The sequence below is a fragment of the Rhodococcus qingshengii JCM 15477 genome (assembly GCF_023221595.1).
In the GTDB taxonomy this organism is placed as follows: Bacteria; Actinomycetota; Actinomycetes; order Mycobacteriales; family Mycobacteriaceae; genus Rhodococcus_F; species Rhodococcus_F qingshengii.
The window spans coordinates 2,745,698-2,770,809 of sequence record NZ_CP096563.1 but is presented as its reverse complement, the minus strand read 5'-3'; the positions used below and the strand labels follow the sequence as shown (position 1 = coordinate 2,770,809).

Annotated in this window: 11 protein-coding genes; 2 read left to right on the top strand and 9 right to left on the bottom strand. The window is 64.2% G+C overall.

The window, feature by feature from the left end; translation table 11 throughout:
• Positions 1–426: 426 nt before the first annotated feature.
• Positions 427–1,287, top strand: a complete 861-nt coding sequence (locus tag M0639_RS12720) for a hypothetical protein (protein ID WP_231915022.1) — start codon at positions 427–429, stop codon at positions 1,285–1,287.
• 556 nt (positions 1,288–1,843) lie between these two features.
• Here M0639_RS12720 and istB read toward each other — a convergent pair.
• Both istB and istA read right to left on the bottom strand, forming a co-directional pair.
• The gene (gene istB / locus M0639_RS12715) at positions 1,844–2,638 is read right to left on the bottom strand and encodes an IS21-like element helper ATPase IstB (RefSeq protein WP_183591811.1); all 795 of its coding nucleotides are present in this window, start codon (positions 2,636–2,638) and stop codon (positions 1,844–1,846) included.
• Positions 2,635–4,179: an IS21 family transposase gene (istA, locus tag M0639_RS12710; protein ID WP_064075337.1), complete on the bottom strand. Its 1,545-nt coding sequence runs from the start codon at positions 4,177–4,179 to the stop codon at positions 2,635–2,637. The genes istB and istA overlap by 4 nt, the downstream gene beginning before the upstream one ends.
• Positions 4,180–4,966: 787 nt before the next feature.
• Between istA and M0639_RS12705 the strand changes: the two genes are divergently transcribed.
• A complete protein-coding gene (locus tag M0639_RS12705) occupies positions 4,967–6,415 on the top strand; it encodes an MFS transporter (protein ID WP_064073666.1) in 1,449 nt (482 codons plus the stop codon).
• On the opposite strand, the gene M0639_RS12700 is transcribed toward M0639_RS12705, so the two are convergent.
• The 7 genes from M0639_RS12700 to M0639_RS12670 form a co-directional block, all read right to left on the bottom strand.
• On the bottom strand, positions 6,364–7,209 hold the full coding sequence (locus M0639_RS12700; protein ID WP_064073667.1) for a siderophore-interacting protein: 846 nt from the start codon (positions 7,207–7,209) through the stop codon (positions 6,364–6,366). The two genes, M0639_RS12705 and M0639_RS12700, sit on opposite strands and share 52 nt — an antisense overlap.
• Entirely contained in the window at positions 7,206–8,507 is a 1,302-nt protein-coding gene (gene entS, locus M0639_RS12695) for an enterobactin transporter EntS (protein ID WP_007735127.1), read from the bottom strand. The genes M0639_RS12700 and entS overlap by 4 nt, the downstream gene beginning before the upstream one ends.
• A complete protein-coding gene (locus M0639_RS12690) occupies positions 8,504–9,517 on the bottom strand; it encodes a Fe2+-enterobactin ABC transporter substrate-binding protein (RefSeq protein ID WP_003942170.1) in 1,014 nt (337 codons plus the stop codon). Before M0639_RS12690 ends, entS begins: the two co-directional genes overlap by 4 nt.
• A gap of 40 nt (positions 9,518–9,557) precedes the next feature.
• Complete coding sequence (locus M0639_RS12685) at positions 9,558–22,019, bottom strand: non-ribosomal peptide synthetase (RefSeq protein ID WP_231915047.1); 12,462 nt, start codon at positions 22,017–22,019, stop codon at positions 9,558–9,560.
• Between the two features lie 207 nt (positions 22,020–22,226).
• Positions 22,227–22,679: a flavodoxin family protein gene (locus M0639_RS12680; RefSeq protein WP_003942217.1), complete on the bottom strand. Its 453-nt coding sequence runs from the start codon at positions 22,677–22,679 to the stop codon at positions 22,227–22,229.
• 47 nt (positions 22,680–22,726) lie between these two features.
• On the bottom strand, positions 22,727–23,374 hold the full coding sequence (locus M0639_RS12675) for an isochorismatase family protein (RefSeq protein WP_054800851.1): 648 nt from the start codon (positions 23,372–23,374) through the stop codon (positions 22,727–22,729).
• A gap of 34 nt (positions 23,375–23,408) precedes the next feature.
• Positions 23,409–25,073, bottom strand: coding sequence for a (2,3-dihydroxybenzoyl)adenylate synthase (locus tag M0639_RS12670; RefSeq protein ID WP_064073669.1), 1,665 nt, complete (start codon positions 25,071–25,073; stop codon positions 23,409–23,411).
• Between the last annotated feature and the right edge of the window lie 39 nt (positions 25,074–25,112).

Here is a 25,112-nt window from a genome sequence, read left to right as displayed (position 1 = left end):
TCGCCAGAGCACTGTTCTCGACGTCGCTGGTCGGTATGACCGTGCCGATTACCGCGTTGGCTGCAGCAGCGATTCCAATTTATGCCGCTACACACCACCCTGCCGCACTGCCATTGGCCATTATCGCTTGGCCCGCAACGGTCCTGCTCATTGTCGGCACCTCACGGGTCGCGATGCTGGCGATGTCGCAGCTCCTGCGGAGTCGTCGCAGCCGCGAACTGGGACTGTTGGCATTCGGCACGTTCTTCGGCGGACTGTATCTGCTGCAATTTCCGCTGCAGAGTCGCCTCGGCACGGTCGTGGACGGCGACGTCACGTGGCCGCTCACGGTCGCGCATTTCGATCCCGTTCGCGTGGGGAATCACCAGTGTCGACGCAGCAGCAGGAGGCGCCTGGCTCCTCGCCGCCGGAGCAGTCCTCGCCCTGGTGCTGGTCGATCTCGCACTGCTGTGGTCATGGCAACGCCTGGTCGTTCGCTACTTCAACGGGAAGGTCGCAGAATCAGCGGGCGCCACTTCCGTGCAATTGAAGAACCAGGGCCGCGACATTCGAACCGGTTGGCGCGCATCCCGACTGGGCACCGTCATCTCTCGCGAGCTTTCGCTCTGGCACGGAGACATGCGCCGACGAACACAACTGCTCTCCGTTGCCATCATGACCTTGGTCTCCGGCTTCGGACCGCTGATCTCGTCATCGATCCCCTTCTCCGCCGCATGGGGTGCCTGGTTCCTGATCTACCTGGCAATGGCAGCCGGATCGAATCTGTACGGATTCGACGGCGCATCGATCTGGCATCTGGTGATGATCCCCGAAGCCGCTGCCGCTGACGTCCGGGGCCGACAAATCGCGTGGGCGATCGTGATGACACCCTTCGTGGTCGTCGCAACAGCTGCTGTACGGATCTTCGGGGACCTCGGGACCGACCGACTGGCCGTGCCGCTCGCCGTCGGCATTTCGATGATGGGAGTCGGTGCAGGACTGGCAGTAGCGATATCCGCCAAAGCCCCCTACCCGGTCCCGGAGATGAAGAAGACGTTCTCCCTCAACACCCGCGGATCCTTCAATGGCTCGTCCTTCGGACTGATCATCCTCGCCATCGTCATCTTCGCCGCGACAACGGCGCCCGGCGTTCTACTCGGGGCGCTGCTACCGAACCCGGTGAATTATTTCGCCATCCCTGTCGCTGTTGCGATTGGTGCACTTGGTGCTTGGATCGGGGGCCGCGTCGCGATCACCCGTATGCAACGCGAGCCGGATCGGATTCTGTTCGCGGTTACCACCGCATGATCGTTGCCCAGATAGTCCGAGAATTTCTGGGCGTCAGCGCAGTAGCCGCAACTTGCACCAAAAAACTCAGTCTGGGCAATCGGATTATCAGGGATCCAGGTAGCGCAGCTCAACGGGTTCGGTCCTCGCATATCGCCGCCGGGCTTTCGTGACATAGCTTCCGCTCGAGCCGAACCATTGCCCTGGAAACATCGCACCACCAAGATGTTTGGCATGTCCCCGGAGCACTACGGTTCCGTACGTGTCGCCGAACGTCCCGGCCGATGCGGGAACTGCGCGCACCCCGCCCCTTCGCTGGAGCGTGGGTGGATCGAGCGCTGCCTCAGGTTCGCTCCGCAGCCCGCTCGGTGTGCAGAAATCCTGGTGATGGACCACTACACCGGAGCGATGGAATTCTGCCGGTGCCGACATCCGTTCCACGGGTCCTGATTGTCAAGGGACAGTAGGAACTGCCCAGGGGCGGTCGTGAGACCTGCCCGCTGACGGTCACGAGAACTGCCCGGTGGTGGCCATGGGATCTGCCCAGTGGGCTTGCGGCCACCACCGACCAGAGCACTCAGCTCAAGGGACTCACCCCTCGGCCGGCGAGTGCCTGGGTAAGTCGCACGGAGTCTCCGCTGGTCTGGCACACGTGGGCGTGGTGCAGTAGCCGGTCGACGGTGGCGGTCGCCAGCGTCTTGGGCATCAGCTCGTCGAACCCGGACGGGTGCAGGTTCGAGCTGATCGCGACCGACCGCTTCTCGTAGGCGGCGTCGACGAGCCGGTAGAGCCCCTCGGCGGCATCCTGGGCGACCGGCAACAGGCCGATGTCGTCGACGACAACGAGATCGGCGCGCAGCACACGGGCGATGGCCTTGGACACCGTGTCGTCGGCACGATGGCGGCGCAGCAGGACCCCGAGGTCTTCCAGGGTGAACCAGGCGACCTTCAACCCGGCCTCGACGGCTTGGTGACCGAGTGCCTCCAGTAGGAACGTCTTCCCGGTCCCCGACGGCCCGCACACGACGAGGTTTTCCCGACGGTGGACCCATTCCAGGGTGCGGAGTGCCTGCTGGGTCGGTGCCGGGATCGAGGATGCCTCGGGCTGCCACGCATCGAACGTCTTCCCGGTCGGGAACCCCGCAGCCGCCCTGCGGGTGGCCAGTGCGGAGCGTTCCCTTCCGGCGACCTCCTCGGCGAACAGAGCCTTGAGCACCTCGGCGGGCTCCCAGCGTTGGGCCTTCGCGGTCGCGACGACCTCCGGTGCGTGGCGACGGATGTGGGGCAGCCGAAGCCGCCGCAAGAGGTCCTCCAACTCGGCCGGCAACGGCGGCGCGGACGCCATCGATGGTGTGGTGGTCTTGGTCGTCATCGGGTCACCTCGTTCCCCTCGCGGCTGTCGTGCTGGCTGTCGTGCTGGCCGAGACGTGCCCATCCGGCGGTGCCCTGGGTCAGCGACCGTTCTTCGCCGGCACGGTGCTCGCCAACAGCGGGTTGCCGGGCGTGGTGGTCGAGGATCGAGGACAGATCGGCCTCGGCGAACCGGCCGTGGACGGCGGCGTGGCCGAGTGCCCAGTCGACCTCGACGGGGTCGAACAGCTTGGCCAGGCTGAGGGCTTCGGCCATCTTGACCCTCATCCGCGGCGTGCCCGCCGCAGCGGCCTCGACCAGCCACAGGCGGGCGCCCTCGCCCAGGTCGAGGAACTCGGCTTCCGCTGGGTTCTTCGCTCGCGGCTGCCGGTTCAACGGACCTTCCGGCTGCGGTGGGAAGTGCTCGTCGTTGATCCTCGGCGTGCCCGGCGTCGCGCGCGCGTGGCGGGCGACCTCGGCGGGTCCGTCCTCGCCGACGTGAACGATGACGACCTCCTCGCCGTCGCCGAGTCCTTGGGCACGAACCCACACCGTGGCGCCGAGCAGGGTGTGTGGCACCGAGTACTGGCCGGACTCGAACATCACCATCGGCGTGTTGCCCGGCACTACCCGGGTGGTGCCGAACGCGACTGTGTGCGGCTGTGTCGGGACCGGGTGTAGCCGTGTCCGCTCTTCGGCCAACATCTCGACCGGTGGCCGCTTCGTGGTCCGGTGAGCCCGGGTGTTGACCTTCTGACAGAACGCCTCACACGCCTCCTCGAGCTCGCTAAACGACGCGTACTCCTCACGCAGGTTGGTGTCCTTGGGCACCAGGTCGGCCTTGCTGATCTTCACCGACGACTCGGTGCCGCCCTTGGACGCCGGATCCGCCGGCACACAGGTGTGGACCACGACCGAGTAGTGCTCGGCGAAGGTGACGAGCTGTCCGTTGCGGACCGGGATCCCGGCGATGTGCTCGGTCGTGACGGTCTTCTCGTTGTCGGTCAGCACGTAGGTCGGCACCCCACCCAACCGGCGGAAGGTCTGGTCCAGCGCGGCGAACACGGACGGCATGGTCTTATCGCGCAGCGCGATCACGACCCGGAACCGCGACCACGCCAGCCACGCCACGAACAGAACCGTCTTGACGCCGTCGACGACAGGTCCGTCGCCGTAGTCGTACTGCAGCCACATCCCCGGCTCGGTGACCCAGGGCCGGTGGACCCGCACATGTCCTGACCGGTATGACTTCTTCACCGATGCGACCGCACGACGGGTGGTGCGCTCCGAACCCTTGTAGCCCATCGCGAGCAGCTTCTCGTGCGCTCTGTCGGCACGGACCTTGCCCTTGGACCGCTCGACCCACTCCTCGACCTTGGGCAGGTACTCATCGATCAACTGCGGCCGAGTCACGGCCTTGTCCAGCTCACCCCCGGCAGCACGGCGGTCCACGTAGTGCTTGACCGTGTGGTGCGAGCATCCGGCCAGCTCGCCGGCATCACGCAACGACCCTGTCAGGTCGTAGGCATCCAGGATTTCCATGATCTCCTCGGCAGACTTCAAGTTGTCCCTCCTCAGGGCGACGGGCGCTTCAGCACCGCCGATCGCACCTGAGGAGGGGCCTCAACCGTCGGAGCCGGTGAGGCAGACGACGTCGTGTCGGGCAGATCCCATGACCGCCACCGGGCAGGTTTCATGTCCGCCAGCGGGCAGTTTCGTGGCCGTCTCCGGGCAGAATTTCATGGCCGCCGACACCTGATCGCGCCGGATCCTCGAGATCCGCTGTCGAGCCGAGTCCCTCGGCGCCCCGGCTCGACAGTGAAATCACACCTGAATCAGCTCAGCGAGCTCAGCAGCGGCTCGAGAAGCTTGTAGAGCTCGAAGATTCCGATGATCGTTGAAATAGAACCCATGATGATCCTCCGTGATTCGTGAACTTTCCGTGACGTCGCGTCACAGGCAGAAAGCTAACAAACCCGGCATTCAAACGGGGACCTTGGATGTGTCCGGCAGATGAACTCCCTGCTCGGAGAAGCATTTTGGTGACCAGCGTCATGCTCATCGAGAAATGAGCCCCATCGTCACATCACCTGACACCGACTGACGGTGGCAGCAAAAGTCTGCCCGTTGCGATCTGGCGATACATGACACCATTTCCACCCCATCCGACTCTTGCTTTGTGCGCTGAATCCGATTACATTTCTCCACAATAACGGTACGCGTAACGAAATAAAGAGACGGTCTACTTCACAGCCCGATATATCCAGTGCCACAACCCTTCCGGGCTCTTGGAGGGGCGGCATTTCGTCGCGTCCATAAGCTCCTCACTCCCCGATCGAAAGAGAGCACGATGACCACAGAGAGCGTCTCCGGCAATCAGCCGCGACCGGTAGCAACTATCGCAAGCCTGACCCTGCTGATCGCTGCCGTGGCCGCGCTCGAAAGCATCATCGTCCCCGCACTCCCCCTGATACAGAGAGACTTCGGAGTGACGGCCGACGTCGGAGCGCTCGCATCCGTCGCTCTGACGTTGAGCACTGTCCTCGTCACGCCGATGGCCGGGCGAATAGCCGACGTGTACGGCGCCCGCCCCACCTTGCTCGCGATCACGACAATCGTTGTCCTGGGCGGCAGCGTGTCCGCTCTCGCAACGATCTTCCCGCTGTTCGTCCTCGGCCAATTTCTCCAGGGATTCGGGCTCGGGTTGCTTCCCGTGAGCTTCGTGGTCCTACGACGCACTTTGTCCTCGGACCGACTGAAGACGGCCACGGGTTTACTCGGGGCTGTCGTAGTGGCCGGCGGCGCTCTGGGAGTCGTATTGGCCGGGCCCGTCGCGGAAAACGTCTCACGCACCGCGATGTATGCAGTTCCGACCGCGTTCGTTTTGCTCGGCGCAATTGCTTTTGCCGTGAGCACACCACGAGATCACATGTCGAACGTCGGCGGCCGACTCGATTGGCCGGGAGCGGGCGGATTGGCTCTGGGATTGTTGACGCTGACGGCGTGGCTGGCGAGCGCATCGAGCAACGGGTGGGGCGCACCGACGTCGATGCTGCTGCTTCTCGCTTCCGCTGCCGTGTTCGCGATCTGGGCCAGGTATCAGAGCCGGACAACCGAGCCGATGGTCGACCTGACGATGATGCGGCATCGTTCGATGTGGAGCGCCGTGGTCGTCGGCGTGGTTTTCGGGTTCACCTACGGCGCTGTTGTCTATCTACTTCCGCAACAACTCGCCGTGCCGGCAGAGAGCGGATTCGGCCGCGGTGCGTCGACCAGCGCCATCGGCTTCCTGCTGTGCGTCGGCTACGGCGCAGCGGTCATCGCGTCGGTGATCTCCGGAAAGCTCGCACAACGGGTCGGCACGAAAGCCATTGCGGTAGCGGGAGTTGCCTTCCTCGGCCTGAGCGGCGCCGTCGGCGTCTTTGCAACAACGATGTGGCAGATCGTTGTGGTGCTGATCCTTGCGGGTACCGGCGTTGCCGCCGCGTCGACGGCAGTGTTCGTCATCTCCGCCGACAGCGCACCGGCAGACCGCGTAGGTGTCACGACGGCAATAGTCACGATCGCCAGATCGCTGGGTTCTGCTGTGGGAACCCAAATTGCCGCCGGGATCATCGCGAGCGCGACTTCATCCGGCGGCCTTCCCCAGCACTCGGCATTCGCCACAGCTTTCGGAGTGGCGGCAATCGTTGCGATTGTCGGACTCGTTGTCGCGGTGACGATGCCGAAACCGGCATCAACCGATGTTCAGTGGTCGTCGTCGTCCTCGTCGAAGTCTGCGACTCCGCGCTTCCAGTAGCCCGTGATCAGGTGGTCGCCCGAACTCAGGCCGAGTTCGTCGCGCACGAATCTGCGAATGGGCTTGAGACTGGTGGCCTCACCGGAGATCCAGGCGTAGAGGCGCTCACCTTCGGGCACGGTGACCGTCCGTACTGCCTGCTCGAGCAGATCCGAGTGACCGGCTGGGACGTCACCGCGGTGCAGCCATCGCACCTCGACGCCTTCCGGAACAGTGAGTTCGATTTCCTGTGAAGGGTCGGTGATCTCGACGAACACCCACCCGGCGGCAGCAGCGGGCATCATCTCGAGCCAACGAGCAATGGCAGGAAGGGCGGTGATGTCACCGGCCAGCAGATAGCGGTCGTACGTCCACGGAACCACGACGCCACCGGGCGGACCTGCCACGTGCACCCGAGTGCCGACGGTGGCCGCCTGAGCCCAATCAGAGGCGTACCCACCATCGTGGAGCGCGAAATCGAGGTCCAGCTCCCCCGCCTCGGCGTCGTATCGACGGACGGTGTACTCACGCGAGATCGGCAATGGACGAGGCCACTTCAGGCTGAATCCGTCGCGTTCGGGTAGACGTAAAGTTCCGTCTGCATCCGGGTAGACCAGGCGAACATGCTCGTCGGGAGCGTGCGATTCGAAGCCCGCCAACTCCGGTCCACCCAAGGTCAGACGCAACAGTCCGGTCCCGACCATTTCGCTGCGAACAACTTCGAGTTCGCGAATGCCGATGGGGTACGGCACTTTTGCGCCGGTGGTTCCCGCCAGAACTTCGGCGATGGTCGCGAGGTGGTCTCCTCGGTTCATGAACTACCTTCCTTTTCCGGCGGAGCATTCCCCACCGGCACAGTGTTTTCGGAGAGATCGACTTCGTTGATCTCCGAAGTTACCCGGCGCACCGAACCCAATGCTGCCAGGAGCACCAGGCCCAGTGTCACACCGGCGAGCCCCAAGACCAGTAGCGCGGCGCCAGGCTCGAGCCACTGCCCGAGGAACCCGGCTGCCATCGAACCGATCGCCGTACCCGTGACGGCTTGCACCATCCACAGACTGGACACGCGTCCGCGCAATTCGTCCGGCGTGTTCTGTTGAAGGACTGCAAATCTCAGAATGTCGTTGAGTGCGCGGCCGAGGCCGAATCCGGCCAGGCCCAGGAACGCGACAATCGCTGCTCCCGACGCACCCAGTACCACCAGGCCGAGAGGCATCAGCGCAACAGAGATCAACATCGCGGCGCCGTTGCGGTGGACTCGTCCGGTCCAACCGCTGGTGAGGGAACCGACCACAGCGCCGACAGCGGGGGCGCCGTAGAGCAGACCGAGCATGGTGGGTCCGCCGCCGAGGACCTGGTCGACGAAGGCAGGCAGCAACACCATCGGCCCGCTGACGAACATGACCAACAGACCGCTGATCAGGATGCCGCGAATGACTGTGTGCGTGCCGGCGAATTTCACGCCGGTCACCAGCGCGCGCATCGGGCTTTCGTGATTCGTGCCCGGTGCAGGAGAAGGGCCGATGGCTTGGAACAACGTGACAGTTGCTGCGGTGGCCACCGCAGCAACAAAGTATGTCGCGGGAATGCCGCCGGAGGCGATGATCACGCCGGCGATTGCCGGCGAGATCATCGTCCCGATGTCGGTGGTCAGCGCTACCAAAGCGCCGGCCGCAGCCATCTTGTTGCGCGGCAACAACGTCGGCATCAAAGCCATCAAGGCCGAGCTGCTGACACCGCCGGCCAAGCCGTCGACAGCTGCCGCGACGTAGATGACCCACATCGACGGGTGTGGCAAGAGCGCATTGCACCCGAGAATGACAAAGCCGAGACCCGCAGCACTGCGGGCCAACTGGATGGTGCGTCGCCGATCGTAACGGTCAGCGAGCACGCCGCCGAACAGGCTGCCGAAGAACATGGCGATGGCCATCGCCGTGGACACTCCGGCAACCTGCAAGGTCGAGCCGGTGAGCTGGTACGTCTGCGCGGGGACGGCTACGACGAGCAGTCCGATCCCGAGCAGCGAGATCAATCGCGCGGAAAAGGCGTACCTGAAGGGACGGCTGGTCCGCAAGGGTGAAACATCGATCACCAGCCCACCGAATCGAGTCATGCGAAGGTCTGGCCGATCAGGTCGAGGGTAGCCATTGCGCCGTCGTAGTCAGGACGGTAGCTGCTGGCGGGGAGCTCGAACGTCGTGCCTGCCTTGAAGGACGGCAACTGCGAGTAAAGCGGATCGGTGGCAAGTTCGGCCATCGGGCGACCGGACACCGGAATCACAAAGGCGACAGGAGCATCGGCGACCTGTGAGAGCAGTTCCGGGCTGACCTCGAACGAGTCACCCGAGCCGAAGAGCTGCGGGTTGCCGGCCTTGGCCATGACGTCGTCGGCCTTGAAACCGAGCTCGGCGAGCATCGCGGGCAGCGCGGCCGTCGGCGGAACGAGGTACGGCTTGTTGCTCGAGACCGAGAGGAAGTAGACGACGTTGCCCTCGGGAACCTTGATCTTGCCCTTGACCTCTTTGACCTTGTCCTCGTATGCGCTCATCAGCGCCGGAACCTGGTCGGAACGGCCCGCCGCGTCGGCGACGATTTCGAGCTGCTTGTCCCACGCGGCGACCGTCTTGGGGACCAAGACGGTGGGTGCGATAGCAGTGAGCTGATCGTAGAGTTCCTCGGACTGAACGGAGGTGATTCCCTGGCCACCGCCGATGATCAGGTCGGGCTCAGCCGCCGCGACGGCTTCGATGTTGAGCTGCTCGCCGGCCGGCAATTCCTTGGTGCCCTGCGCCTTTGCGGCGTCCGCCCAAGCCGGCGGGAATCCACCGTCGAGGTTCGTGACACCGAGGACGCGGGTATCGGTGGCAACCACCGGTGCGTCCAGGGCGTACAGGTATCCGGCGAGACCGCCGCTCAGAACCACGATGCGCTCCGCCGACGCGGGCACGGTGACCGAGCCCTTCTCGGTCTCGATCACGCGGGTCGTGGGCTCTGCAGCCTTGGTCGGTTCGTCGTTCGAATCGCTACTGCAACCGATCATCGCCACGAGTGCGACGATCAGCAACCCTGCGATGGCGACGAATCGTCGCCAACTCCGTATCGCGAGGGGCGGTGTGGACTTCATCATTGAGCTCCCATTGTGTTTCAACTGTGTGGTTTTCGAACTATGTGGCCGTGCGTTTCGACAAATGGCTGTCGAGCAGCGGGGCAATTGCCGCCCACCCGGCTGGGGTCACCAATCCGGCGTGGTCGTACGGCAGATGGTGTACTGCCATGTCCCGGTCCCCGCGGACTCTGCGCCAGCGATCGGCCAGCAGCTGTCCGGACGCCTCGGCGTCGGCGGTGATCAGAGTAACCGGTCCGTCGTAGGTTGTGTCGGTCGAGCGGGCCACGAGCAAACGAGTGGCATCAAAACCCGCCCGAACAGCCTCGACCAGTCCCGGTGCCTGAGTGAGGATCTCGGGTGGCAGGGCGGCGGCCAGATCTCGGTCGTCGGCATCGTCGCGACCGCGATCGTCACGATCTCCCAGTGGATGAGTATCGATCAGACCGGCGAACTCCACTGTCTCGCCGATATCGACCAGCTGAGCCGCCATCGCGGCAACGACGTTGCCACCGAACGAGTAGCCGAGCAGGTGGTACGGCCCGCTCGGTTGCACGCCGCGAATCGTGTCGACGTACATCGCTGCCAGTTGGTCCACGTTCGTCGGTTCGAGTGGCTCACCGGCAACTGTGGGCAGTTGCAGGCCGAACAGTGGACGGTCGGCCTCGAGAACACCGGTCAAAGGCGCAAAGGGCCAAGCGAATCCACCGGCCGGATGCACGCAGAACAGTGGTTCTCCGCTGCCGTCGGCTCGCAGTGTCAGGAGGCGATCGCGACTCAGATCGATTTCGGACGCCGACTCGTCAAGGTGTGCTGCGAGCTCGGCGACTGTCGGACGGGCCATCAGCGTTGCCACACCGACGCTCACCGACAGGTCGTGCTCCATCTCCCCCACCAGTCGCATTGCTCGAAGCGAGTCGCCGCCGAGATCGAAGAAACTCTCTTCGGGATCGACTGCCTCGACGCCGAGTACCCGCGCAAAGACCTGGCACAGTTGCCTTTCCATCTCGGTTCGCGGTGCTCGGGCCGCTACTCGGGCGGGGGGTGCCGGCAACGCACCGCGGTCCAGTTTTCCGTTGGGCGTCAACGGGATCGAATCCACGACGACGATGTCCGACGGAACCAGGTGTGCCGGTACGCGTTCCCGCAACGCAGCTCGCAGATCGGTTGAATCGGCACCGGGTTCTTCGATGACGTAGCCGACCAGTCTCGGCGGCGCGCCGCCTTCGCTACGGACGGACGCTGCCGCTCGCAACACTCCCGGCAACGACGCCAACGCGGATTCCACTTCACCCAATTCGATCCGAATGCCTCGGATCTTGACCTGATGGTCCGCGCGACCCAGGTATTCGAGTTCACCGTCGCGACGACGCAGTACGACATCGCCCGTGCGGTACATGCGCTTGCCGACGGAGTAGGGATCAGCAACGAACACAGCGGAGGTCAACGCGGTCCGGTGAAGGTAACCCATCGCCGTTCCGTCTCCGGACATGTACAGCTCGCCCGCCGCTCCGATCGGTACCTCCCGCAGACCCGAATCGAGTACCCGCGCAGACGCGTTCAGAATCGGACGACCCAAGCAGGGTGTCTCGCTCCCCTGAACCGGGGATCCCATCGCGTTGATCGTGAACTCCGTCGGCCCGTAAAGGTCGTACCCGTCGACACCGTCCTGATCGCGCAATCGCGACCACAACTCGGCAGGTACAGCTTCTCCGCCGAGCATCACCAACACCGGCGTCCGCTCACCGTCGAGGAGACCGGCGGCCATCAGTTCCCGTGCATACGAGGGGGTTACATTCACGACGTCGATACCGACTTCGCGGTAATGCTTCACCAGAGACGCGGGGTCCAGTCGCGCCTGCTCGTCGATCACGTGAACTTCGTGCCCCGCGAGCAACCAGAACAGTTCCTCCCACGACATGTCGAACGAGAACGAGACTGTATGCGCGATGCGCAGACGTCGGCCACCCACACTGTTTTCGGTCGGAGTGAATATCTCGGCCTTGTGATTGTGATACATCGTCGTCAACCCGCGGTGACCCACCACGACGCCCTTGGGTTTTCCGGTACTGCCCGAGGTGTAGATGACGTAGGCAGGCTGGTCCGGTGAGGTCGGCCCGCAGACCGCAGCCTCGTCGACAACTGGTGCCGAAGACTGCCCGTCGAGTACCCCGGCCACGTCCGGGTCGTCGAGGACCAGACATGGCTGTCCATCGGGAACAACGAGGTCACGCGTCTGAGTCGTGGTGACTACCAGCGCCGCATCGCTGTCGAGGATGAGTTCGCGCAGGCGTGCCGGCGGGTGAGCCAGATCCAAGGGAAGGTAGGCCGCTCCGGTTCTCATGACGGCGAAGATTGCGACGACGTGATCGGCAGTACGCGGAAGCGCGAGCGCGACAACACGGGTCGGTCCCCCGCCTGGTACCGACTGCCCCAGCGCCGAAGCGAGTATCCGTGCCAGTCTGTCCACCCGAGAGTTCATCTCGGCTGCGCTCAGTGTGACGTCTCCGAAGACCAGCGCCGTCTCGTCCGGAGTTGCCGCTGCCCTTTCGCGCAGTAGTGCGTCCACGCTACCGCCGGCCTGGTCCGGCCGTGGCATCACGACGTGCTCCGAAGCGAATTCCGCGGGGGTGCGCGAAAGCGGAACCGCCGTGTCCGCCACCGTGGCGGTATCGGAATTCGCCATCACTTCGAGAATCGTGATGGTGCGGGACAGGATGTCCTGAGCCACGTCGTGCGGAATCAGGTCAGGACGGTTTTCGAGTGTGAGCGCCATCGCCGCGTCCCCGACACCCGGATCCACGTCGAGCGTGAGCGCATAGTGGGTGCCGTCCACCGCATCGAACCCGACGATTCCACTGCGCCCGAACGTGTCTCGACGTGCCTGTTCGTCACGAGGCGTGTTGCGGAAGACGTAGAGCGTGTCGAACAGTGTTGCGAACCCAGCGCTTCGCTGCACGTCGCCGAGCCCGAGCTGGTGATGCCCCAGCAGCGAACCTTGTTCACGGAACAGGCGTCCGAGCAACGCCGAAATCTCCTCGCCTGGCCGGACCCGGACACGTACCGGAATGGTGTTGAGCGCCAAGCCCACCATGCGGTCGGCGCCCTCGACCTCGGGTGAACGTCCCGAAACCGTCGATCCGAAGACCACGTCGTCACGGCCCGTCACGGCGCGCAATGCCAGGCCCCACGCCGCAGAAACCACGGTGGACAGCGTCACTCCGCTACGTCTGGCCAACTCGCGTACGTGCTCGGTGATGCTCTGTTCGAGCTGAACCCGGGTGAACACCGGCAACGGAGCGCGCCCGCCTGATCCCGTACCACCCACGAGTGTGGGTTGCTCGAGATCCGCGAGGTAGTCCTTCCAGGACGAGATGGCGTCCGTGCGATCCGCTTCGGCGATCCATCGCAGGTGATCACGGAAGTCCGCAGGCTTGTCGAGCGCGCCGTCGAGTCCAACCGGGTCCGTGCCGTGTGTGCGAGCAAACTCGTAGAGCGCAAACAACTCCGCGTACATCAAGGTCTGCGACCAACCGTCGGTCAGCAGGTGGTGCTGAGTGAAGACGAGGTGCGCTCCCCCACCTGGCAACCAGACCAGCACCATTCGAATGAGTGGCGGCGCACTCAAGTCGAACAGCCTGCCGAATTCGGCCTCGTCGACGGCGCGGACCTCGATATCCAAGTCCTCGGGTGCGACTGCGCTCAGATCGATCTCACGGAAAGGCATTTCGGCTTCCCTGGGCACGAACTGCACCGGAGCGTCGAACCCGGCGTGTGTGAAGCCGGCCCGCAAGTTCGGATAGCGTCGCAAGAGCGCATCCCCTGCTGCGCGGAGTGAGCGAACGTCGACGGCGGCATCGGCGGAGAACTCGAATCGCGGCTGCATGTGATAGACATCCGTGCCGCCGGCGCCGTCGAGAACCGACTGGAAGTACATGCCTTCCTGCAAGGGACCGAGTGGCAGCACGTCCTGCCAGCCCGGGCTCAGCGACTCGAGCCGTGCCCGACGATCCGCATCGACGGCCACGAGCGGACTCTGCACGCGATCCGGCGCGGTGTCGGGCAATGCCTTCCGGTCCACCTTCCCGTTGAGGGTGAGTGGTAGTGCCTCGAGCACCGTGATGGTCTGCGGCACCATGTGTTCGGGTAGGAGCCGCGCAATCTCCTTGCGCACCAGTACCGAATCGAGCGTGGTTGCACCTTCGGGAACCACATACCCGTGCAAACTTCCGGTACCCGCCGCATCGACGCGAACGGTGGCTGCCGCGCGGAACACACCTGCCACCGATCCGAGCGCGCCTTCGACTTCGCCGAGCTCGATGCGGAAACCGCGAACCTTCACCTGATCGTCCGCACGACGAAGGAAGTGCAAAACCCCTCGCCGGCGTCGGACCAGATCGCCGGTGCGGTAGAGGCGTGCCCCCGGCAGAGAAGGATCGGCGACGAACCGAGCGACGGTCAGATCGGGGCGGTTCAGGTATCCGCGGACCACCTGCGCACCGCCCAGATACAGCTCGCCCGCAACGCCTTCCGGAACCTCACGCAGGTCGTCGTCGAGGATTCGCACGTGCACATCGGTCCAGGGCTGACCGATCGTGACTCGGTCGCCGGTCGTGATGACCGAAGATGTCGCCCACACCGTGGCCTCGGTGGGTCCATAGACATTCCGGACCGAAGCAGCGTTGGCCACCAGATCGTCGGCCAGATCCTGCGGGAGGGCTTCCCCTCCCACCAGGGCTCGCACCATGGCGAGTCCGACTGCGTTCTCGTGTTCGGTGACCACTCGCCACAGCGCCGGCGTTGCCTGCATCACTGTCGCATCGCTTGCGATGATCAACGCCGACAACGCATCCGGATCGCGAACCGTCCTGCGGTCTGCGATCACGACAGTCGCGCCCGCCGCGAGCGGGCACAGCAACTCCAGTGCCGCGATGTCGAACGACACCGTTGTCACCGCGACGATGCGATCGCCCGGCCTGATCCAGCAATCCTCGAGTACCGTGTCCGCGAAGGCTGCGAGGTTGCCCGTCGAGACCATCACGCCCTTGGGGCGACCCGTCGAACCGGAGGTGTGGATCATGTAGGCGAGGTGATCACCCGCCGCGGGCGGCGGAGGAAGCACGACACCCGAGTTGGTGAACTCACCGTCCACGAAGACACACGTGGCGACCGTCAACGGAAGTTGCCCGGCGCTGTCGATACTGGTCAGGACACACACCGGAGCCGCGTCCTCGATCATGAACTCGAGCCGCTCAGTCGGGTAATCGACGTCGAGTGGCAGGTACGCAGCGCCGATGCGCAGTACCGCGAGCAGTCCGGCCACCAGATCCGCATTTCGATCCAGCGCGACGGCGACTACCTTCTCGGGTCCGGCGCCGACCGCGAGAAGTTCGCGGGCCAGCTCGTCGACGCGCGCCGACAGTTCCCCGTAGGTAATTCCGACCTCGCCGGAGATCACCGCGATGTCGTCGGGGTGGCGGCTGACGTGTCGAGCGAACAACTGCGAGATCCCCGACGGCGGCGTCGCGCGTCGGCCCGGGTCGCGATCCGGCTTGTTTTCTGCCAGTCGCAGATCCGCGACGACAGTGCTGATTTCGTGACCGAGGACCGCGATCACACCGTCGAGCAATGCGTCCGCAGTCGCGGCGTCGAACAGCCCGGCATCAACCGTCAATCGAAGTTCTGTTGCGGTTCGGACGAATTCGAGGTCGACGCTCTTTCCGGGCGAGTGACCGACACGGGCAGCGAACAGGCTGCTCGTCGGACGCCCGAGTAGATCGGCGATTCGGTCGAGGCTGACATCGGAATGCGCAAGTGCCTCGGAGACAGCGTTTTCGACTCGCCGAACGACATCGGCAATTCTCGGCCGACCGGACAGGTCGACCCGAATCAGGGTGTCAGTCCCTTCCGAGACCAGTCCGACCGCAAGGTCCCGACCACCGCCGAAGCTGTTCAGCGTCGCCGCCACGGCAGCCAACAGCACCGCGTCGAATCCTGGTTCGTCACCGAACCGGGCATCGCGTAGCTGACGGAGGTAGGTGTGCGGGCGGTACTCTTCGCCGCGCGGGCGGTCATACGGAAGGTCCGTTTCGAGGGGCAGGTCCGCGAGCGTGCGAACCCAGTAACGCTCGTGATCAGGATTTCCCGCCACCGCCGGGGCGCGGAACGTCGCCACGGTCACAACGGGTCGATCGACGCCAACGACCGAATCCGGCGAGAACTTCGTCCGATCGACGCGTGCGGCCACGGCAAGACCGAGGGGGGTCGGGGTGTCGAAGACATCCGAGACGACGACGCGAATTCCCAGCTTGCGCAGGCTTCCCACCAACCGCATCGCAGTGAGCGAGTGACCGCCGAGAGTGAAGAAATTGTCGCCCGGATCGACGTCGGGAATCTCCAACACCGTTGCGACACAGGCGCACACTGCATCCACGACCGCGGGATCGACATCGATCGCAGGATCGGACGCGGCCACCTTTTTCGTGACAGCGACATTTTTCGCGGCAGACACCGCATCGGCAACGGACGCTGCCTGTCGGACTACCGTGAGCACCGCGGATGCGGGAGCTGTCGGCTCGGTCAGCAACCCACGCAGGATCTCCGCGAGCCGTGTGACCATTCGCTCCGCCGTGGCGTCGGAGACAACTGCCGGATCGTGGTACAGAACCAGATCCAGACCGGTGCTCGGCGGCGCCATCAACGTCATCGGATAGTGCGTGACTCCGCGGTTGGTGAATCCCTCGACCCGCAGTGTGTGCGATGCAGGCTGTCCTGCACCGGAGTTCGGGAAGTTCTCGAACACCAGGAGCGTGTCGAACAGTTGCCCGATTCCGGCGATGCGTTCGATCTCGGCCAAACTGGTGTGTTCGACGTCCACGATGTCGAATTGGGCGTTCTGGAGATCGACGAACTGATCGAGCAAAGGCCGGTGCGCGACGATGTCGAGGCGGGCCGGAATCGTGTTGCTGAACAACCCGACCATTCCCTCCACCCCCGAGAGTTCGGCAGGTCGGCCGGACACCGTGGCCCCGAACACGACGTCCCACTGTCCTGTCGCTTCGGCGAGCGCTGCTGCCCACGAACCCTGAACCAGGGTGTTGACCGTCAGCGCTCGCGCACGGCCGAGTTCGATCAGCGCTTCGGCGTCCGATGTCGCGAGAGGAACCTCGAGCGCGACGGGCACACTTCGCGGCGCTCCGGCATCGGCAACGAGAGTCGGCGCGGTGAGCCCACGCAAACGCTCGCTCCACGCTGCGCGGGCAGAGTCCTGATCACGGCCGGCGATCCATGCCAAGTAGTCGCGATACGGCGTCGGCGCAGGGAGGCGGCTGTCGCCGTCGTGGTAGACGTTCATCAGCTCGCGCAGGACGATCGGAGTCGACCAACCGTCGGTGAGCAGGTGGTGCGCGTTGAGGACCAAACGGTGCACCCCGCCGGGCAGCCGAACCAGTAGTGCACGCAGCAGAGGCGGTGTACTGACGTCGAAGACATGCTTGGCGGCCTCGTCCTCGAGCTGATCTGCAGAGCGGAATGCAGTGTCAGCTGGAACGGAGGTCAGATCGACCGAACGCCACTCGACTTTTGCGCCGCGCGGAATGATCTGAACGGGCCGTTCGAACTGCTCGTAGTGAAAAGCTGCGCGAAGGTTCGGGTGCCTGTCGATCACGGTCTCGAACGCGTCGGCCAACTTCGCCTCGTCCAGTGGCCCGGAGAGGTCGAAGCGTGCAGTGAGCGTGTAGACGTCTGCGGCTCCGTCACGGACCGCATGGAACAGGAGACCTTCTTGTAGCGGCGAGAGCGGAAGGACGTCGGCAAGCGGTCCGTGGACGGCTTCGAGTTCGTTGATCCCTGCCTGATCGACCACCGCGCCCTGGCCGAAGATCGTCGCCGAGCAATCGGAAGGCGTCAAACCACCCTCGAAGAGCGCGGCATGCGCGGTCAGGGCAGCGAGCGCACGTTCCCAATGCTCTTGCAGCTCGACGATCGTCGCGCCGTCGAGCACTGAACCCGCCGCAGTCCATTCGACTGCCAGCGTCGTCGAGTCGTCCTCTCGGACAAATGCGTTGAGCGCCAGCACTTCCGACATAACCTTCGTCGCCGGCTCGATGACCGCGAATGGATCCTGCTCCGGCAATCGCCATCCGGTTCCGGGCAAGGACGGGAAGCGGCCCAGATAGTTGAGCAGCAGTTCGGGTGTAGCGCACGCGGAAAGGTCAGGTGCGGTGTCGGGATCCAGATGCCGCAGAACTCCATAGCCGACTCCGCCTCCGGGTACGGCGCGTTTTGCCTCCTTCACCGCACGAAGGAGATGTCCCGCAGCTGCTCCGCCGCTCAGTGCGTCGGCAAGATCGTCTGCGGTGAGCAGTGCATCGGTGGGAACCCGGACGGGGAACTCACTGGTGAACCACCCGATGGTTCCGGCGAAGTCGGTGTCGCTGGTGAGCGCGTCGCGGCCATGACCTTCGACGGTAACTGTCTGCGCGGGCAGCCCGATGAGGCCGCGGCCGTGCTGCCATGAGCGCAAGGCAAGCATCAAACCCGAGAGAAGCACTTCGTCGGCCTTGGCTCGATACGCCGCCGGAAGCGTGGTCAACAGCGCGTCGGTGACGGCCGGGGGCGCAACAGTTGTCGTGCGAGTGGCGGTTGCGGTCACGTCGATCTTCGGGTCGAGACGACGACTGCCGATCGCCTCGTCGTCCGCCTGTACCGACGCGGACTTCCAGTACTCGAGCTCTGACGCCCTGCTGCCAGAGGCCCCGAATTCCGCGAGCAACCCTGCGTATCGACGCCACGAACTTCCGCCTGCAGCCAACCGGGCCGACCTACGCTCGCGCGCTGCATCGGTAGCTTCGCGGAGGTCTGGAAGCAGAATTCGCCAGGACACACCGTCGACGATCAAATGGTGAGCCACGACGATCAATTGGTCGGGTCGACCGGCCTCGGTATTGACCAGTACGACTCGCAGGAGTTCACCGGCGCGTGGGTCGAGACTCGCCGCCGACGCCTCCGCGAGCTCTCTGATCCGGGACGGCTCGGAGGTGTCGGACACCTCGCGAACGAGTCCCTCGCTGCGCACTGCACCGGCGTCCCGGACGATCAATTCGGTAGTGCCGCTGTCGTTGTCACGGCGCAGGAGCAGGCGTAGAGCGTCATGGTGATCGAGGATCGTCTGCACGCCGGACTGCAGGTCACCCAGTGAAAGGCTGTCGTCGATGCGCACTGCGGTCCACTGCGCATAGCCCGCGATTGCCTCGTCTGCCGAATTTTTTTCGATCAGTGCTCGAACGATCGGCGGGGCGATCACGGTGCCGGTGGCCACGTCCGCAACCGAGGCTACGGCGTCGGCGTCATCGGCAATCTCACGTGCCGCAGCGGCGATGGTTCCCAGATCTCGCTGTGCCAGTAGTTCTTTGGGAGCAACGATCAGACCACGCACCCGCAGGCGACTGCTGACACTGATTGCCGTGATGCTGTCACCACCGAGGCCGAAGAAGTCCTCGTCCACGCCGACGCGTTCGCGGCCGAGCACCTCGGCCACCACGTCACAGAGGATTTCCTCGCTCGGTGTGGATGCGGCGCGACCTGCCGATTCGGCAGCCGGGGCTGGTAGTGCCGCACGATCGAGCTTTCCGTTCACCGTGACGGGTAGTTCGTCCAGAACGACGATTGCGGCGGGAACGAGATGATCCGGTACGCGACCGGCGAGGTCACGGCGCAATTCTTCCTGCGGCGGAAGCGCCGCGCCGGCGGCGGCTACAACGTAGCCGACGAGGCTGGGCCGTCCCCCATCCGTGCGGATCAACGCAGCAGCCGCGCCGATTCCGGGTACCGATCCGAGAACAGCCTCGACCTCGCTCAACTCGACTCGATGTCCGCGAATCTTCACCTGCTTGTCGCTGCGACCGATGAAGTCGTAGCCCCGCCCCGGCACCCACCGCGCCACGTCCCCGGCGCGGTACATCAGATCTCCCGGAGCCCCGAAAGGATCTGCGACAAAACGCTCGGAGGTCGCGCCGGCGCGGCCGAGGTAGCCCCTGGCCATTTGCGGTCCCGCCAGGTAGAGCTCACCTCGTTCACCGTCGGCGACCGGCTCGAGCGCGCTGTCGAGCAGGTACGCACGGGTACCCGCGAGGGGGTACCCGATACGCGGTCCGGCACCTTCGACCGTGGTCGCGATCGCGTCGACCGTCGTTTCGGTGGGGCCGTACAGGTTTCGAGCCGGAACACCGGATTCGATGATCGCGTCCCACAGCGCGGGCGGTGCCGCCTCGCCACCCACGACGAGGAGCTGCAACCGATGCGTACGCAGCAACCCGTTGTCCACCATCGCTGCCGCCATCGACGGCGTCGTGTCGACCACGTCGACGCAATCTCGCTCGAACGCCGCGACCAGAGCAACCGCGTCCTTCTGCAGTTCCTCGTCGTATACGTGCACACGATGACCACACAGCAGCCACAACAGTTGATCGAGAGACGCATCGAAGGCGAACGACGCTGTGTGCGCGGTGTGCAGTTGGCGGTTCCCGACGCGCTCGGCGGTGTCCCGGTAGATGGTGGCGCGATGGTGGTGAAGCAGGTGCGCCAATCCACCGCCTCTGACCAGCACACCCTTGGGCTTGCCTGTCGATCCCGAGGTGTAGATGACATACGCCAGGTGATCACCATGCCGTGCTGTCGCCAGTTCACCGAGTTCGAGTGGAAGCTCGGAATTAGCACGGAGTTCTTCGCGGACTGCGTCGGAATCGATGACGAGGGGGTCGGGCCGAAAACCTCCGACGAGTTGCTCGGCCAGAGTGGAAGTGGTGATCACGACCTTCGGCTGCGCGTCGTCGATCAGATCTCGCAACCGCTCGGCCGGGTGCTGCGGATCCAGGGCCACGTACGCTGCGCCCGCGTTCAATGTCGCGAGCAGAGCCACCACCATCTCGGAAGTACGCGGAAGCGCAAGTCCGACAATGTCGTCCGGGCCGACATTGCGGGCCCGAAGCAACCGGGCGAGCTTGTGGACGCGGCCACCGAGTTCTGCGCCTGTCAAACGTTCGTCACCGCACACGAGGACTGTGTCATCCGCGTGCTCGACAACGATGCGGTCGAACACGTCGGGAACGAGTTCGACCGAGCCGGGCAGCGGTGCAGTTTCGCGGCCGGCGAGAATCCGCGCGGCTTCGGCCGCAGGCATCATCTCCACCTGACCGACGGCAGGATCTCCCTCCCCGACCATCGCGTTGACGATGCTGACGAAACCGGCGAGGCGACGCTGAACCGATTCCCGAGTATTGGTACGCGCGTCCACTTCGAATCCGAGTAGAACTTCGCCGTCCGCAATGGGCGTAACCGTCAAACCCAGGTCCTCCGGCGGTCCCCCGGCGACGTTTCGCAGTACACCCACAGCGCCGGCGAAATCGAGGGCGAAGTCGAAAGCCTTGAGATTGATTCCGATCCCGTGAAGCAGTGCGCCGGTTCCGGCGACGCCCAGGTCCCGAGCAAGATTCTCACCGCGGTAGCGCTGGTGTGCGCGCAGGCTTTTCATCGTGGCGGCCACCTGCTTGCTCAGGTCACCGAGTCGATCGTGGCTGCGAATCGTCAACCGGAGAGGCAGAACGTTGACTGCCATGGCCGGCGTCTTGAGTGCCGTGCGACCTACGCGCGCCATGAGTGGCATCGCGATGACAACATCCGTCTCGCCGAGCAGTCGGTGGAGAAACGCGCCGTAGCAGGCGATCAGTGCCTCGGCCCACGTTGTTCCCGTCGCGTCTGCCACGTCTTTGAGGCGGTTGAGGGCGTCGGCGGTAATGATCTCGCGAACCTGGATCGTTCGTTCCGCCGGACCGGTGACCTGCTGGCCGCGTCCGTCCAACGCGGGCAACGGCGTCAGGACATCACGCCAGTAGTCACGATCTTCCGCGAACTGCTCGCCAGCCCGGTACGCCTCGTCCTCGCTGACCAGATCTGTCATAGAACCGAATCGCGTTGGTGCGACGTCGGTTCCCTTCTTCGCGGCCGTGTAGTGCGCGGCGACACGACGCGAAATCATGGCTGCGCTGTAGCCGTCGACGATCAAGTGGTGATAGAGCTGGATGCACCAGATCTCGCGATCGGAGAGCCTGATCAGCGAGTACGTGTACAGCGGACGCTCCACCATCAGGCGGCAGTACTCGGACGCCCGGCTGCGCTCGGCGTCGACCAGTGCGTGCGCCACGGCTACGGGATCGCGCTCGTCACGGACGTCGGTGATCGGGATGATGCCAACCGGCTCGTCGGAGATGTACTGACGCGGGCCGTCCGACGTCTCGATCATCCGCAGCCGCATGGTTTCGGCTTCACCGATCGTCGCCGTGATGGCAGCTGTCAGCAGTTCGGTGTCGATCGGTTCGTCACCCGAGATTTCGAGCACCTCGCCGACGAGGTAGCTCCGAGATTCGGGATCAAGCCTCTGTGCGTTCCAAATCCCGAGTTGAGCTCCTGTGAGAGCAAACGTAGCTTCGCTCGCCGCTCCGGAGTTCGAACCTGGAAGAACGCTCACACTGATCCCCTCGTCTGTGGACACACGTCACCCAAGGGTGACCTAACGTCGTTTTGGGTAGCCTAAACTAAATGTCAATGAATCGGGGAATCCGCCTCGCCGGTGACCCGAGAACCGACGGCTCCCGACGCGTCAATCAGAGGACACGCGCTTCTACAACCGCTTGCGGGACAGTCTCTTTCGTGAATCGAAACGAGAAAGTGAAGGCTAGTCCATCAGCGTTGCCGCGACGGTTCCGCCCAGTTCATAACAACCATCGCGGACAGATTTGTCCACGCTCACAGTCACTTCGAGCGGATCCGCCACCGCGACCAATCCGAGCCCGGTGGCGAGTTTGCGCACCGAGGACACTGCACCGGCAGTGTCGTTGTTGCCGTGAACCCACAGGCCGTACGGTCGATCCGAAACCGCGCCGAGGCATTGGTAGTACGTGGTGTCGAAGAAGTATTTCAGCGCGCCCGACATGTAACCGAAATTGGCGGTGGTTCCGAAAAGATAGCCGTCAGCAGCGAGGACGTCGGGCACCGTCGCCGCCAACGCCGGCATCACCTTCACCTCGACGCCCTCGATCTCGGGATCGCGAGCCCCGGCCAGGACTGCATCCAACAATTCGTGGGTTGTCGGCGAGGGCGAGTGGTGAACCACCAACAGAGTCTTCACACATCTGACAATACGGCGACGGGTGGCGCACCCGTCGCCGTTCACGCCTACGCCGAAACGGTTTCCGCGCTCATCGCCTTGACCAGGTCGTCGGTTCGGGTGACCGAGGCGCAGCGCCCGGCCGCGTACTTGAGCGCACCGACATGCTCGTCCAGGGAGAAGTCGGCTACCGCGTCGCCCACGAAGAAGATCTGCACGTCTTGCATGAACCCGTCCAAAGCGGTAGTCAGGCAACCGATGTGGGCATAGATTCCGGTGATGATCAGCTGGTCACGCCCACTCTCGCGCAGCCGCTCACGCAGATCCGTCTTGATGAAGGCGCTGTAGCGCCATTTTGTGAGCATCACGTCGTCCGAATGCGGAGCCAACTCGGCGATCACGTCGGTGTGAGCGGGATCTGCCTTCAGACCCGGTCCCCAGAAATCCGACAGCAACGCACGCTCCTCGGGATCCTGATCACCGGGTTGGGCGGTGTAGACGATCGGGATTCCGGCAGCTCGCGCCGACGAACGAAGCCGGTCGATGTTCGGAACCACGGTTTGGAGCGGGTCGACGCTTCGGTCGTACGCGTTCACGAAATATTCCTGCATGTCGTGCAGAAGCAACACCGCTCGGGAAGGATCGAGAGTCCAGTCGACCCGATTCTGCGGAAACTCGGTGGGCATCTCGTATCGCACTGCTGTGGGTAGCGCCATGATGAATCTCCTCGAAAATGGGGGTGGGAACCGATCAACTCGACACAGTCTGTGCGGCAATCGATTCGCTGAGAACACGGCGCAAGGCCGCCTTGCTGGTCTTTCCGACGCCGGTGACGGGGAACTCGGTCACGAACTCCACTCGATCCGGAACCTTGTACGCCGCAACGCCTCGGCCTCGTATGTATCGCTTGATCTCGCCGACGGTCGGTGCATCTCCGGAAATCACCAGAACAGCACAGGTTCGTTCGCCCAGGTACTCGTCGGGAACGGCGACGACGGCCGCATCGTGGACAGCCGGATGCGAGAGCAGGTGGTTCTCGATCTCCTCGGCCGCAACCTTCTCACCGCCGCGGTTGATCTGGTCTTTTGCGCGCCCCTCGACTATCAGATGTCCTGAATCGGTGACGCTGACCAGATCGCCGGTGCGATAGAAACCTTCGGCGTCGAAGACCTCGGCATTGTGCGCATCCGCCCGGTAATAGCCGCGGATCGTGTACGGACCCCGAGTCAGTAAGTGCCCCGTGGTTCCGGGCGCGACGAGCGCGCCTTCGTCGTCGACCACACGAACCTCGTCGTCGGGTGAAATGGGCCGGCCCTGAGTGCTGACGATCAATTCTTGCGTGTCGTCGAGGCGGGTGTAGTTGACCAGCCCCTCGGCCATCCCGAACACCTGCTGGAGGGTGCAGCCCAACTCCGTGGGTACGCGTGCAGCGGCTTCGGCGCTGAACTTCGCTCCGCCGACGCCGAGAACCCGCAAGCTCGACAGATCGTGATCTGCCTTACTGGGGGCGGCCATCCAGGCCAACGCGATCGGTGGAACCAAGGAAGCGTGCGTGACTCGCTCTGATTCGATCAGACCGAAAGCTGTGGAGGGCATGGTGTCCGGCGCCAGAACCACGGAGCCGCCCGCGTGGAGAACACCCAGGATGCCCGGCGAACTCATCGGAAAATTATGCGCTGCAGGAAGAACCACCAACATGCGCGTCGCGTCGTCGACGCCACAGATCGGGTTGGACGCTCGCACCGAGTAGAGGTAGTCGGCGTGCGTTCGCGGAATCAGCTTCGGAACACCGGTCGTGCCACCGGAAAGCTGAAGAAAGGCGACCGACAACGGATCGACGTCGGCAAGAACGGGAACCTCGTATCCGCGCAGCGAATCGAAACCGACAAACTCTTCGGGGTCACCGGCCACGATCACAACAGGCGGAGTCTCGAGGCCTTCGTTCACCTCACGCGCCAGCGCGCGGTAGTCGAACCCGCCATGACGGTCGGCGACGATATAGGCAGCGACATCAGCGAACTGGCAGAAGTATCCGATTTCGGTTCGGCGATGCGCCGGCAACCCGAATACCGGCAGGGCGCCGAGCTTCAACACACCGAACAATGCTTCGACGTATTCCACGATGTTCGGCAGCTGCAGAAGCACCCGGTCACCGGCGCGAACACCCAAGCCGGACAGGCCTCCGGCCACGGCCGAGCTGCGACGATCGAGGTCGGAATACGTCAGCCGTGTCTGTGTGCCAGAGGCATCGCTGCCGACCACCGCTTCATTGTCGGGATGCCGTGCGGCCGCGGCCGTGACGAATCCGGCCAGCGTCTCGTCAGTCCAATAGCCTCGTCCCCGATAATACGTCACCAAATCGGGTGGATACTGTGCGACGGGTGCCAAGGGCTCGCGAGCGATCCTCGAGGTCATGCAAGTGACTCCTGTTCGAAAGTACTGTCAGCAAATACG